This is a genomic window from Domibacillus sp. DTU_2020_1001157_1_SI_ALB_TIR_016 (assembly GCF_032341995.1).
GTDB lineage: Bacteria > Bacillota > Bacilli > Bacillales > Domibacillaceae > Domibacillus > Domibacillus indicus_A.
This window is the reverse complement of sequence record NZ_CP135439.1, coordinates 756,010-768,670: the sequence shown is the minus strand read 5'-3', so window position 1 is coordinate 768,670 and position 12,661 is coordinate 756,010. Positions and strand designations below refer to the sequence as shown.

Below are 12,661 nucleotides of genomic sequence, written 5' to 3'. Positions count from 1 at the left end.
ACCCACAAGCATTATGAACTGAATATCGCCTTCATCCGTAAAGGGGAGTAGCGTCAGGAAACTGAAATAAAGTCGTCATTACGTGGAATTCATTCCTCCGGCTTTATTGACCTATTGATTTAGTGTTTAGCGAGACCTTTGCCATATACCTATGGCAGAGGTCTCTTTTATTTTGATTAAAAATAAAAAGGAGATGGGCAAATGGAAACAGAATTTATAACCGCATTATTTGCTATTATTATGATTGACCTTGTGCTCGCTGGCGACAACGCCATCTTGATCGGTCTTGCTGCACGCAAGCTTCCAAAAGAACAACAAAAGAAAGTAATCCTTTGGGGAGCGATCGGGGCCATTGTGATTCGTGCAATCGCCACATTGCTTGTCGTGTACCTGCTTGAAATCCCGGGCTTGCACTTGATTGGCGGCATCCTACTTGTATGGATCGCGTATAAACTGCTTGTGGAAGAAGAAGAACATGAAGTCAATGCAGCTGACTCCCTATGGGGAGCTGTTAAAACGATTATTATTGCAGATGCTTTGATGGGTCTCGATAACGTTTTAGCTGTTGCGGGCGCTTCTCACGGAAACATGTGGCTTGTGGTCATCGGCTTGCTTGTGTCGATTCCAGTTGTTATGTGGGGCAGTACGTTGATTTTGAGAATGATTGAGCGTTACCCGGTTATCATTATGATTGGGGCAGCTATTCTTGGCTGGACAGCATCGAAAATGATTGTTGGCGAACCATTTATGAACGGATACTTTGCCAACCCATTTATCAAATACGGCTTTGAGATTGTCGTCGTAGCGGGTATTTTACTGGCTGGTGCGTTGAAACAGCGCAAAATGGCCAAAGAAAAAAACGATACACGCCTGGATGAAAATGCTCTTTAATACATTCAAACAGCCTGCTTTCTCTACGAAAGCAGGCTGTTTTTTATTCCACAATGGCAACATGGATCTGCCGTTCGTCCAATCCCCTTTTTACGGCTTCATCCACTCCTCTGTCTGTAATCACTTCATAAAGACCACTTGGCGGCCCGATCGATGAAAAAGCACGCTTGCCGAATTTGCTTGAATCAACCATTAAAAACACTTCATCTGACTGCTCCATCATTTTCTTTTTTAAAAGAGCCTGCTGCTCATTGGAATCACTCAGACCTGCATCAAGATGAATAGCTTTGCAGGACAAAAAGGTTTTGTTCACATGGTATAAATCAAGAGAACGTTCCGCCAGCGGCCCAACAAACGATAATGACTTTGGCAAAAGAATACCGCCGGTTGAAATCACGTTGATCCGTTCTTTTTTACTTAGTTCCATCACTACTTTTATCGAATTCGTAATAACTGTCAGTGTCATATTCGGCAGCGCCTTCGCCATATACCAGGCCGTCGTGCTTGCATCTAAAATAATGCGATCCCCTTCCTGCACCCGTTTGGCTGCTTCATGTGCGATTACTTTTTTTTCCTGTACATTCGTAATAACACGCTCGGAAAAATGCACTTCTGATTCTTCATCCTGCATGCTGACCGCACCGCCATGACTTCGCTGCAGTTTGCCTTCCTTTTCAAGCTTTTCAAGATCGCGGCGAATCGTTTCTTCCGTGACGGAGAAAATATCGCTCAGCTCTGATACGCGGATACTTGACCGTTCATTCACCAGCTCTACAATTTTTTGATGTCTCTCTGCTACCAGCATCCTTTTGCACCTGACCTTTGTTTGTTTTTGTTTATTTTATCATGCTAAATAAAAAACGTCTTTCAGCTCCACTGCCACTGGACTGTTATCCGGATTCGTTTCCATTATCGGCTCCATAAACGCCCACCATCTCTGACAAATATCTGTCTCTGCCATTTGAGCCCATTTTTCGTCACTCTCAATTTCCACATAGGCAAACAGCTTGCCCGTCGCTTCCTCTAAAAAAATTGAATAGTTGCGCGCTCCATGGGCCCGCAGTGCCTCTGCCAGCTCGGGCCAAAGCTCATCATGACGCTTTTTGTATTCCTCGTATTGGTCTTTATACACAGTCATCACAGTCGCTTTTCGAATCATTGCCTGCACTCCGTTTCTTTTTGTTTTATCATAACTCATTTTTGTTTATTTTTGAATACCCTTTCAAAACAAAAAAACCGGACGTTTACAAAATCCAGTTTCTTTTATGTTCAACCTCACCTGTCTGCATATGCCTATTCATTTTTCAAGACATGCCATTTGTTTCACAGATTAGCACAGCTAATCTTTTCCATAAAAAAACCGGTACTTGTTGTAAGTACCAGTTTCTGTGTGTAGACGAAGTCTCTCGCTTTAAAAAAGAGCCGATAAGTGAAGCCTGCCGGACTGCGCGTTCCACGGGCAGTGTGGGAGCCTCCTCGGCTGCGCCTGTGGGGTCTCCCGACTCACTGTACTTCCCGCAGGAGTCTTCGTCCGGCAGTCTTCACTAAGTGGTGTTGAAGATCCATAAGCAAAGATTGACTACCATATAATCTGTCTACAGTTTGAAACTGGTACTTGTTGTAAGTACCAGTTTTCCTTTTTGTTTATTTACAACCGCTGCTTTTTACCAGGCAACTTCATAATCCACTACGATGACATTATCGGTTAATCCTTCAATTTCGGATAGAAATTTTTCATGCAGCGGGTGTGTTTGGTACTCTTCTAAAGACTGTTTATCTTTAAATGTAACATGCAGGCCTAATGTGTACCCTTGTGCCTGTTCTACTTCATCTGTTGCGTTAATGCCGGCTGTTACCTTCATAATACCCGGGATTTCTCCTTGAAACTTCAGCAGCTGCAGTGCCAGCTCCTGCTGCTTTTCCGTTGTTACTTCTTCTTTAAATTTAAAAGACACCAAGTGTTCGTACATGTTTGCTACACACCTTCCTTTTTTCCGTTCACTCGTTTTATTCCCCATTTTTCCAGCGGATATGCAAAAGAAAAAGCCGCCCGGTGGAAGATCTCTGGGGGCGGCCTTTCACAAAAGAACTTTTTCTTGGTTTTTCTGTTTTATTTGCTTACTTCCTGCTCTTTTTGTGACCGTTTCGACAAAACCGTTTTTTCGTATTGCTTTATCTCATTCAGCCAGCTCTCTTTCACCGGCACGTTCATCTGCTCACAGTAGTAATCCCAGACGGCGCCGAACGGATACGTTTTAAACTCTTCCATCAAAGCAAGGCGTTCGGTGAAGTTTCCTTCCTCCTGCAGCTGCTTTAAGTGCTCGTTCGGCACGAGAAGCGCATATAGCAGTGCTTTAATCATATTGCGTGTACCAATCGTCCACGCTGCTACACGGTTAATGCTTGCATCAAAGAAATCAAGGCCGATAATCACTTTATCGAGCGCATCGTTACGGACAATTTCAAGCGCAATTTCCCGAAGCTCGTCATCTAAAATGACAACATGGTCACTATCCCAGCGAACGGGTCGCGATACATGCAGTGCCAACTTATCTGCATAAAGCAGCATGGACGAAATTTTGTTCGAAACTGTTTCAGTCGGATGATAATGCCCCGTATCAAGCAAGCATAATTTGTTGTTTTTCAGCGCATAACCAAGATAAAATTCATGAGATCCCACCACATAAGACTCAGAGCCGATTCCGAATACTTTGCTTTCCACGGCATCCAGGTGGTACTGTTCATCGATATCTTCAGCAAAAATTTGATCCAATGACTCTTTTAATCTTTTGCGGGGCGTCAGACGGTCACTTGGAATGTCCTTGTATCCATCTGGAATCCAAACATTCGTTAAGCAGGGAGTTCCAAGCTCACGGCCAAAATGCTCACCGATTTTGCGAGATGCGATGCAGTGATCAATCCAAAACTTTCGGATTTCTTCGTCCGGATGCGAAAGTGTCAAGCCGGCTGCTGCTTTTTCGTGTGAAAACAGCGTCGGATTAAAATCAAGACCAAGGCCATGCTGTTTTGCCCAGTGAACCCAGTTATCGAAATGCTCCGGCTTTAATTGGTCACGGTCCACTGCCTCTCCGTTCGTTTCCGCATATAAAGCATGCAGATTTACCCGGTGCGTACCCGGAATAAGTGACAATGCTTTTTCTAAATCTGCCCGCAGCTCTTCTGGCGTGGTTGCCTTGCCCGGGTAGTTCCCCGTAACATCAATGCCGCCCGATAATTCACTTTTGTTCACTTCAAATCCACCAATATCATCACCCTGCCAGCAATGAATCGAAATAGGCACTTTTTTTAATGTTTCAAGTGCTGTATCTACATCGATCCCCCACTTGGCATACGCCTGTTTCGCTGCTTCGTATTGTTCTTTTACGCTCATACCTTTTCACCCTTTCGATGTTGATTAAACTGTTCTATTCGTGTTGCTGCCTGCTCCTGCGGTGAAAATATCTGGAGCGGAAATGAAGCTCGAATAAGTTCCCTTCCTTCTTGCAGGCTGCCAAGTTCTTTTGAAGCAATCATCTGCATCATTAAATTGCCAACCGCTGTTGCTTCCGAAGGGCCCGCATAAACCGTTCTCCCGCTTACATTTGCAGTAAGCTGGTTAAGCAGTTCGTTGTTCGCTCCGCCGCCGACAATGTGCAGTCTGTCAATCCGCTGGCCGGTCATTTCTTCGAGATCTCGAATCGCAATGGCATAAATAATAGCCAGGTTGTCATACACACAGGCGGCCAGCTCACCGGCTGTTTCCGGGACAGGCTGATTGGTTTCACGACAGTACGATTTGATTTCTTCAACCATGTTAACCGGGTTTAAAAAACGGTCGTCGTTTAAGTCGACAAACTGTCGGAAATGCTTCATGTTTCTCGCTTCATCTACAAACTCGGCAAACGTGTAATCAACCGGGAGATGCCGGCGCACTTCCTGCATAATCCACATGCCCATAATATTTTTTAACAAGCGGTATGTGCCGAAAACGCCCCACTCATTCGTATAATTATCTTCAAGAGACAGCTCACTGATCACCGGCTCAGCCGACTCAATCCCCAGCAGAGACCAGGTGCCGCTGCTTAAGTACGCCCAGTTTTCGCCTTCTCCCGGTGTACCGGCAATGGCGGAAGCGGTGTCATGTGACGCAGCCACTATTACGCGGCAATCCGGGAGATCTGCTCCTGGAAAACGTTCCTTTACAAGGGGTCCAAGCTCCTCCCCCGGTTCCGCGAACGGCGGAAATTGGCGGCGTTCAATGGACAGTAATGCCAGCAGTTCTTCATCAAAATCACGCGTTTTTACATTCAGCATCTGCATAGTCGATGCATTGGTCACTTCCGTAACTGCACGTCCTGTCAGGCAGTATCCCAGATAATCAGGCACAAGCAAAATATGTTTTGCGCGCTTGATGAGCTCTTGTTTTTCTTCATACAATTGATAGAGCGTATTAAACGGTAAAAATTGAATGCCTGTTTTTTCGTAAATTCTCTTTTTGTTTATATGCCGGCTGATTTTGCTTATCGTCTGCTCAGTCCGGCTGTCCCGATAGGCAACGACTTCTTGCAAGCGGTTACCATTTTCATCAACCAATACATAGTCAACCGCCCACGTATCAATTCCTATGGTGACAGAATGGTAGCCACGTTTTTTCGCTTCAGCCAGTCCTTTAATGATTTCATTGAGTAAATGATCAATGTCCCAATAACATGTACCATCTACTTCCCGAAATCCATTGGCAAAACGGTGAATTTCGTTCATTACAAGCTTGCCGTCTTTTATTTCGCCCGCTACAAGCCGGCCGCTTGAAGCGCCGATATCTACTGCAATATGCGCCATTTCCATCACTCCTTCTTTCACGCCAGAAGCAGCCGGACTGCTCATGCCATTACTGCATAAAGCAGTCCCTTGCCTGCTGATGAAGCCTTATCGCGTAAACGCTGCCGGCACACCGCCGTCAACTGTAATCATGCAGCCCGTTGTTTTGTCGGCTTTAGATGAAGCGAAAAACGCAATGGACTCCGCAATGTCAGACGGATAAATGTTTACAAGCAGCGTTGTGCGCTTCCGGTAATGCTCTTCCAGCTGATCCGGTTCAATGCCGTATGCTGCCGCACGTTCATTGCGCCAGTTGGAGCCCCAAATAGCAGATCCCTGCAGCACGGCATCCGGCAGCACCGAGTTTACACGAATGCCAAACTCGCCGCCTTCTGCTGCAATACAGCGGGCCAGGTGTGTTTCAAGCGCTTTTACGGCACTGTAGGCCGAAGCATTTTTCCCCGCGTACACAGAGTTTTTCGAACCGATAAATATCATGTTGCCGCCAATGCCCTGCTGTTTCATTTGCTTGAACGCTTCACGCGCCACAAGGAAATAGCCTGTGCCAAGTACATTCATATTTAAATTCCATTCTTTCAATGATGTTTCATCAAATGGGCTGGATGTTGCAAGGCCTGCATTATTCACGATTGAATCCACACCACCAAACGTAAGGGCTGCTTTGGCAAAAGCCGCCTGCACCTGCTCTTCGCTGGTCACATCCATTTTCACGGCAGCCGCGCGTTGTTCCTTGTACTGCTCATTAATTTCAGCCGCGACTTTTTCCGCTCCTTCAAGATTCAAGTCAGCCAGCACCACATGAGCGCCCTCTGACACTAAACGGCGGGCTGTCGCGCTGCCAATCCCGCCGGCACCGCCTGTAATAAACGCGACTTTGCGGGAAAATTCTGCTTCAGCCGGCGCCAGAGACAATTTGTACAGCTCGAGCGGCCAGTATTCTACGTTATAGGACTCGTTTTCACTTAAGGATACAAATTCACCAAGAGCCGTTGAGCCTTTCATAACCGCAATCGCACGATGGTAAAGGGCGCCGCTCACATTCGCCATGGTGATGTTTTTGCCGGAGTTTACCATCCCGACACCCGGAATAAGGGTTACACGCGGTGCCGCCTCAAACATCGCATCGCCTTCGTTTTTGTTTCGTTCAAAGTACTCTTTATATTCGGCTTTAAACTGTTCTACACCTGCTTTTACTTTCTCGATCAGCTCTTCCGTCGTACCGTTCTGTGGATCCCAATCAATATAAAGCGGCTTCATTTTTGTGTGAACAAGATGATCCGGGCAGGCCGCACCTACTTGTGAAAGCGTGCCGGCATTTCTGCTGTTAACAAATTGAAGCACATCTTCTCCATCATCATAAGTAAGAATCATTTTCTTTTCATCGCTGACTGCACCGCGGATCACTGGCATCACAGCCGCCAATACGTTTTGGCGCTCCTCTTCCGTTAATGACTCGTAGACCTGTCCGCCAAATGCTTCTGTTTGTTTTTGTTTGTTTTGGATATAGCTTTCTGCTTCGTTAATGATATTGATGGTTTGGCTGTATGCCTCTTCGGATGTTTCTCCCCATGTAACCAGTCCGTGTTTTTCCATAAGGACAAGCTCTGCATTTGGGTTGTTTTTTACCCCTTCTGCAATCATTTTTGATAAGGTAAAGCCCGGGCGCACATAAGGAACCCATACAAAACGGTCACCGTAAATTTCTTTGGCAATCTCTTTCCCATTGTCCGCGCAGCAAAGGCTGATAATAGCGTCTGGATGTGTATGGTCAACGTGTTTAAATGGCAGGAACGCATGTAAAAGCGTTTCAATCGACATACGCGGATGCTTGCTGTCGGTCATGCAATGCGTCAAGTACTCTACCATTTCTGCATCCGGCATTTCATCGCGCTCAATAAGCGGACGGATATCTTCCAGGCTTAAGCCGGTAAAATTTCCTGCTTTCATTGTGGCTAAATCGGAACCGCTTCCTTTTACCCACATCACTTCAATATCGCGGCCCCGAAAATCTTTTTCGGTTGTTTTCATAGATGTATTGCCGCCGCCCCAGTTGCATACGGCGCGGTCAGAACCGATTAAATTGGAACGGTAAACCAATTCTTCTACACCTGACTTTGCTGCCGCTTCATTGGACTCCCACAAGTTTTTGACCATTTTGTTTTCCTCCACCCTTAATCTTTATTTATGTTTGTTTTATTGTACAATATATTTGTTTATTTTTGAATATATTTTTTGTTTTTTGTTTGTTTTCTTTTTCTCACACAAAAAACCCCTCTCAGCTGTTTAAGCTGGAAGGGGGTGAGTTATCCCTTTAAAAGCGTCTCCGCCCCGTCTACATACACTTCTGTTTCTGTGATATAGGAAGCGTCGTCGGAAACTAGAAAAGCAAACAAGCTGGCAACCTGCTCTGGCTGGCCCGTTTTTTTCGTAAATGGCATTTTTCGGGATATCGATTGGAAAATGAATGTCTTTGGTTCGCTCAGATTCATCCATCGACTCAAAAATATTTGTATCAATAGAGCCTGGACAGATCGCATTGACTCGAATACGATATTGAGCAAGCTCAAGCGCCGCCATTTTTGAAAAAGCGGCAATAGCAGCTTTAAATGTACTGTACGCGCTGAACCCTTCCTGAGCAAACTGGCGGCTGCCGCTGACCGAGCTTGTCAGCACGATGCTTCCGCCTCTTTCTTTCATATAAGGGATAGCCGATTTCACAGTCACAAAGGTGCCAACCACATTGTTTCCAATGGTTTTTGCCCAGTTTTCTTTGGTAAAATGCTCGATTGGGGGAAACAGTCCCCAAAATGCCGCCATTCGCAAAAACACAGTCATTGCTGCCTGCTTCTTCAGCGGTTTTTTGCATCACGCGTGCCATCCCCTGTTCATTGGTTATATCCTCGTGAAAAACAAGCGCCGCTCCTCCAGCGAGCCGGATTCCCCTCCTGTAATCACAGCCGTTTTCTTTGTGTTCACATTTATAGCTCCTTTTGTTGGACTCCTTTTTGTTTATACCCTTTTTTGTTCTGGCTGCACGCCAAAATGTTTCAAAGGCGAAGCCAATATATTTGGTACACCAAAAAAGCCTATGCCGAAAATTCGGCACAGGCTTTTTTCATTCCCTTTTTCGGGAATATGTGTGGAGAAGATCTGCTCGTTTTTCAGCACTCTCTCTTTTTCGTTACAGAAACTGCTTCAAGGACTCTGGCGATGGCTTTTCCACTCCGTCACCAATTGGAGCATATCATTCACCCGATACAGTCCATACAAGGTGGAAACGACATTCATTTCTCTTTTTGTACGTCTGTCCTTTTTCAATTCCCTGTATTTATACTTCCAAAACCGCTTTTCTACTTTTTTTGCTTTAAAAAAAGCAGAAAAAAACAGGAAGCCGGGGGCTGCTTCCTGCTGAAAACGTATTAAGGGCGAATCCGTACTTCTGATGTAGCATCGAAAAAGTGCGCTTTGTTCATGTCGAAAGCCAGCTGCAGTTTTTCACCTGCCGCAATATCAAGACGTGAATCAAGGCGTGCCACGAAGTTTTGCCCTGCGATGTCTGAATATACCATAATTTCTGCCCCGAGAAGCTCTGATACCGCTACTTTTGCTTCAAAAGCAGATTGCTGGGATGCTTCAAGGAAAATCAGTTCATCATGAATATCTTCCGGACGAACGCCAAGGATGATCTGCTTGCCTACATAGCCCTGATCACGCAGATAACGCATTTTTCCTTCTGGCACATCAAGCCTTTGTGTACCAATTCTTACATAGCCATCGCCAAGATCTGCATTAAAGAAGTTCATTGGCGGTGATCCGATAAAGCCGGCAACAAAGGCGTTTTCCGGATTTTCATATACTTCTTTCGGCGTACCGATCTGCATGATTTTTCCGGCTTTCATAACAACGATCCGGGTTGCCATCGTTAGAGCTTCAGTCTGATCATGCGTTACGTAAATCGTCGTCGTCTGCAAACGCTGATGCAGTTTAATAATTTCGGAGCGCATTTGTACACGCAGCTTCGCATCGAGGTTGGAAAGCGGTTCATCCATTAAGAATACTTTAGCATCACGGACAATCGCACGCCCAAGTGCAACACGCTGGCGCTGACCGCCGGAAAGAGCTTTTGGCTTCCGTTTTAAATATTCTGTCAGCCCAAGAATTTGGGCGGCGTTTTCTACGCGCTGTTTGATTTCTTCTTTTGGCATTTTACGGAGCTTTAAACCAAATGCCATATTATCGTAAACGGTCATATGCGGATAAAGGGCATAGTTTTGGAATACCATTGCAATATCACGGTCTTTTGGGGCTACATCATTTACACGGCGGTCATCGATAAAGAAATCGCCTTTTGAAATTTCTTCAAGTCCGGCAATCATCCGCAGCGTTGTAGATTTCCCGCAGCCAGACGGACCGACAAATACAATAAATTCTTTGTCCTGAATATGAAGATTAAAATCTTCTACCGCCGTTACATTTCCATCATAGACTTTATAGATATTGTTTAGTTGAAGTTCAGCCATTTTCCAATTCCTCCTGTAACCGTTTTCTTAAATCTATTGTATTCGCTTACAAACTAAATAAAAATAGACAGGGTGCACAAAGATCGTTCGCTCTTCATTGTGCACGTTGCCATTCTCACTTTTGCGTGCTGATTAAACACAGCATGTAAACTAACAAAGCCCCTTCATAGGAACGGACATCAATGCTTGTCCTGTCAATGAATTTATCAATCCGATACTGCAGGCTGTTGCGGTGCAGGTGAAGCTGCTTGGCAGTCTGGCTTACATTAAGATGATTTTGAATCAATAATTGAAGAGTATGGCGCAAATCATCATCTGATTCAAACCATTTCAATTCCTCCGCAAACAGCTCCGAGAGCTCGCTGCGGCTTTGGGCCAAAAACAGATAGGGAATAACCGTTTCAATCGTTGTGACCCGCTGCTCTGGAACAAGCAGGACCGCTTTGCGCGCCGCTTCCGTTTCCCGCTTATATAGATTTCTTAATGAAGCAGATGCTTGTGCAAACCGTCCGATAAACAGACGTCCCGTTATGTAAAAGTCCCCGGCGAGCACATCCAGAAACGTTTGCGCTTCTGTTTTTTGGATCGGATAATCGGACTCTTCTTCTATAAGAATGCATTCCTTCTCTCCTGTCCAGACAACCAGAAAAGCATGGTCAAAAAATGTATGGGCCGCTTCTAAAAAACTGCCGCGGTCGTTCTCTGACAGCTTCATATATAAAAACCGGACCCGGTCTGCGTTTAAAGCTGGGCATTCCCCATCTTTCATCAGAAAGTTCCACCATGCTTGTTCTGCCGAGGAGAACTGGCTTGCTTCCCCGTCTTCACGGATTCGGACAAAAAAATGGGAAAGAAGCTGTTCTTCTCTTTCAGACACATCTTCTTTTGGAATAGAAATATAGCGGTTCTGTTGTTTGTCGTAATAATGCAGGCGGCTTTCGTCGAGTTTAGGCTGTTCTGTCGTAATAGCTCTTTTGTAAATTACATCGATACTTTGCATCTCGGCTGCCTTCTTTCAATAAGCAGAAGCGATCCGCTGAAGGGAACCGTTCCCGCCCTTTTCTCCTTATTATACTGAAATTCGCTGAAAAACGCCTATCTAGTCCGTGCAAAATCATGCTGAAGGGAGAATGAAAACAATGAAAACAATGAGGCATGTATGTTCGTTGTTTCATTCCCTTTTCTCTAACTTATTTGGCCAATAAGAAAGGATGAAATCATCTTGATTTCATCCTTCAGGCTGCCCGCAAACGCCCGCTTTCGGCGTCATTTGCCGGCTTTGAATGCTCATGACCCGAAGAAGGTCACTCCGCTTCCCAGCCGGCTGCATTCCTGGAAAGGCAGACGTTTTCAATCAGCCTGCTTTCTTACTTTGTCTATACTCTCAAGGATGAAATCGGTTTGATTTTATCCTTTTCTCGTCTTCTGTTACGCCCACCACATCTCACCGGCAGATTCACGGATCAGTACATCGTTTAAATTTTTCACAGCACGGCTGAAGCCTTCGTCGATAGACATGATTGCATCTTCATGCTCGATGCTGACGACATAATCATAGTTATATAGACGAAGCGCGCTCATCATGTCAGACCACTCCTGTACACTATGACCGCAGCCAACACTGCGGAATGTCCAGGCACGCGACTGCACATCACCGTAAGGCTGCATATCTGTCAAGCCGTACATGTTGACGTTGTCTTGATCAATATACGTGTCTTTCGCGTGAAAATGGTGAATAGCACCTGCTTTACCGAGAATTTTAATGGCAGCCACTGGATCAATACCCTGCCACCACAAATGACTTGGATCAAGGTTTGCACCAATGGCATCACATGTTTCCTCGCGAAGCTTGAGCATTGTATAAGGAGTATGAACCAGAAAACCGCCATGCAGCTCGAGCCCAATTTTTACATTATGGCTTTTGGCAATTTCGCCAATTTCCTTCCAATATGGAATAAGCTTTTTCTCCCACTGCCATTTTAAAATATCATGATATTCTGCTGGCCACGGAACAACAGGCCAGTTTGGCTGCTTAGCTTCCTCGGAGTCTCCTGGAGTGCCGGAAAAACAGTTAACAACCGGCACATTCAAAAGAGAAGCGAGCTTAATCGTTTTACGGAGTACAGAATCGGATTCTTCCGCAAATGCCTTGTCCGGTGTGAGCGGATTGCCATGGCAGCTGAAGGCACTGATTGTAAGACCGCGTGACGTCACAGCTTCCAGATAATCGGCACGCTTTTTCTCATCTTCCAGCAGCTCATCAAGCGGACAATGCGCGTTGCCCGGATAACAGCCTGTACCAATTTCAACGGCGTCCAGGCCAGCTTCTTTTACATGATCCAGCATGTCCTCAAAGGACTTGTTGGAGAATAACACGGTAAATACACCTAATTTCAATGGAATCGCTCCTT

Annotated in this window: 12 protein-coding genes and 1 pseudogene; 1 reads left to right on the top strand and 12 read right to left on the bottom strand. The window is 45.4% G+C overall.

Going from position 1 to position 12,661, the window contains the following annotated elements:
• Positions 1–201 precede the first annotated feature (201 nt).
• Entirely contained in the window at positions 202–891 is a 690-nt protein-coding gene (locus RRU94_RS11650) for a TerC family protein (RefSeq protein WP_315694434.1), read from the top strand.
• Between the two features lie 43 nt (positions 892–934).
• Here the strand turns inward: RRU94_RS11650 and RRU94_RS11645 are convergent, their stop codons facing one another.
• The 12 genes and pseudogenes from RRU94_RS11645 to RRU94_RS11595 all read right to left on the bottom strand — a co-directional run bounded on the left by RRU94_RS11645 (position 935) and on the right by RRU94_RS11595 (position 12,647).
• Positions 935–1,696, bottom strand: coding sequence for a DeoR/GlpR family DNA-binding transcription regulator (locus RRU94_RS11645; RefSeq protein ID WP_315694432.1), 762 nt, complete (start codon positions 1,694–1,696; stop codon positions 935–937).
• 39 nt (positions 1,697–1,735) lie between these two features.
• Positions 1,736–2,050: an L-rhamnose mutarotase gene (gene rhaM, locus RRU94_RS11640; RefSeq protein ID WP_315694431.1), complete on the bottom strand. Its 315-nt coding sequence runs from the start codon at positions 2,048–2,050 to the stop codon at positions 1,736–1,738.
• 505 nt (positions 2,051–2,555) lie between these two features.
• Entirely contained in the window at positions 2,556–2,861 is a 306-nt protein-coding gene (locus RRU94_RS11635) for a Dabb family protein (RefSeq protein ID WP_285878795.1), read from the bottom strand.
• 140 nt (positions 2,862–3,001) lie between these two features.
• The gene (rhaA, locus tag RRU94_RS11630) at positions 3,002–4,282 is read right to left on the bottom strand and encodes an L-rhamnose isomerase (RefSeq protein ID WP_315694429.1); all 1,281 of its coding nucleotides are present in this window, start codon (positions 4,280–4,282) and stop codon (positions 3,002–3,004) included.
• Positions 4,279–5,730, bottom strand: coding sequence for a rhamnulokinase (gene rhaB / locus RRU94_RS11625; RefSeq protein ID WP_315695928.1), 1,452 nt, complete (start codon positions 5,728–5,730; stop codon positions 4,279–4,281). The genes rhaA and rhaB overlap by 4 nt, the downstream gene beginning before the upstream one ends.
• 87 nt (positions 5,731–5,817) lie before the next feature.
• The gene (locus RRU94_RS11620; RefSeq protein WP_315694428.1) at positions 5,818–7,884 is read right to left on the bottom strand and encodes a bifunctional aldolase/short-chain dehydrogenase; all 2,067 of its coding nucleotides are present in this window, start codon (positions 7,882–7,884) and stop codon (positions 5,818–5,820) included.
• 149 nt (positions 7,885–8,033) lie between these two features.
• Entirely contained in the window at positions 8,034–8,168 is a 135-nt protein-coding gene (locus RRU94_RS25690; protein WP_410493042.1) for an SDR family oxidoreductase, read from the bottom strand.
• Between the two features lie 94 nt (positions 8,169–8,262).
• A pseudogene (locus RRU94_RS25685) lies at positions 8,263–8,547 on the bottom strand (SDR family NAD(P)-dependent oxidoreductase); the annotation flags it as partial.
• A gap of 602 nt (positions 8,548–9,149) precedes the next feature.
• Positions 9,150–10,250 (bottom strand): ABC transporter ATP-binding protein, encoded by a 1,101-nt coding sequence (locus RRU94_RS11610; protein ID WP_242231781.1) that lies wholly within the window; start codon positions 10,248–10,250, stop codon positions 9,150–9,152.
• A gap of 115 nt (positions 10,251–10,365) precedes the next feature.
• Positions 10,366–11,250: a PucR family transcriptional regulator gene (locus RRU94_RS11605; protein WP_315694426.1), complete on the bottom strand. Its 885-nt coding sequence runs from the start codon at positions 11,248–11,250 to the stop codon at positions 10,366–10,368.
• A gap of 228 nt (positions 11,251–11,478) precedes the next feature.
• Positions 11,479–11,604 carry a hypothetical protein gene (locus RRU94_RS11600; RefSeq protein WP_315694425.1) on the bottom strand — a complete coding sequence of 42 codons (126 nt, stop codon included), beginning with the start codon at positions 11,602–11,604 and terminating at the stop codon, positions 11,479–11,481.
• A 74-nt stretch (positions 11,605–11,678) separates the two neighbouring features.
• Positions 11,679–12,647 (bottom strand): sugar phosphate isomerase/epimerase family protein, encoded by a 969-nt coding sequence (locus RRU94_RS11595; RefSeq protein WP_251269961.1) that lies wholly within the window; start codon positions 12,645–12,647, stop codon positions 11,679–11,681.
• Between the last annotated feature and the right edge of the window lie 14 nt (positions 12,648–12,661).

Coding starts and splice junctions, on each gene's coding strand:
- RRU94_RS11650 (WP_315694434.1), top strand. CDS start 202: ATGGAAACAGAATTTATAACCGCATTATTTGCTATTATTATGATTGAC.
- RRU94_RS11645 (WP_315694432.1), bottom strand. CDS start 1,696: ATGCTGGTAGCAGAGAGACATCAAAAAATTGTAGAGCTGGTGAATGAA.
- rhaM (WP_315694431.1), bottom strand. CDS start 2,050: ATGATTCGAAAAGCGACTGTGATGACTGTGTATAAAGACCAATACGAG.
- RRU94_RS11635 (WP_285878795.1), bottom strand. CDS start 2,861: ATGTACGAACACTTGGTGTCTTTTAAATTTAAAGAAGAAGTAACAACG.
- rhaA (WP_315694429.1), bottom strand. CDS start 4,282: ATGAGCGTAAAAGAACAATACGAAGCAGCGAAACAGGCGTATGCCAAG.
- rhaB (WP_315695928.1), bottom strand. CDS start 5,730: ATGGCGCATATTGCAGTAGATATCGGCGCTTCAAGCGGCCGGCTTGTA.
- RRU94_RS11620 (WP_315694428.1), bottom strand. CDS start 7,884: ATGGTCAAAAACTTGTGGGAGTCCAATGAAGCGGCAGCAAAGTCAGGT.
- RRU94_RS25690 (WP_410493042.1), bottom strand. CDS start 8,168: ATGCCATTTACGAAAAAAACGGGCCAGCCAGAGCAGGTTGCCAGCTTG.
- RRU94_RS11610 (WP_242231781.1), bottom strand. CDS start 10,250: ATGGCTGAACTTCAACTAAACAATATCTATAAAGTCTATGATGGAAAT.
- RRU94_RS11605 (WP_315694426.1), bottom strand. CDS start 11,250: ATGCAAAGTATCGATGTAATTTACAAAAGAGCTATTACGACAGAACAG.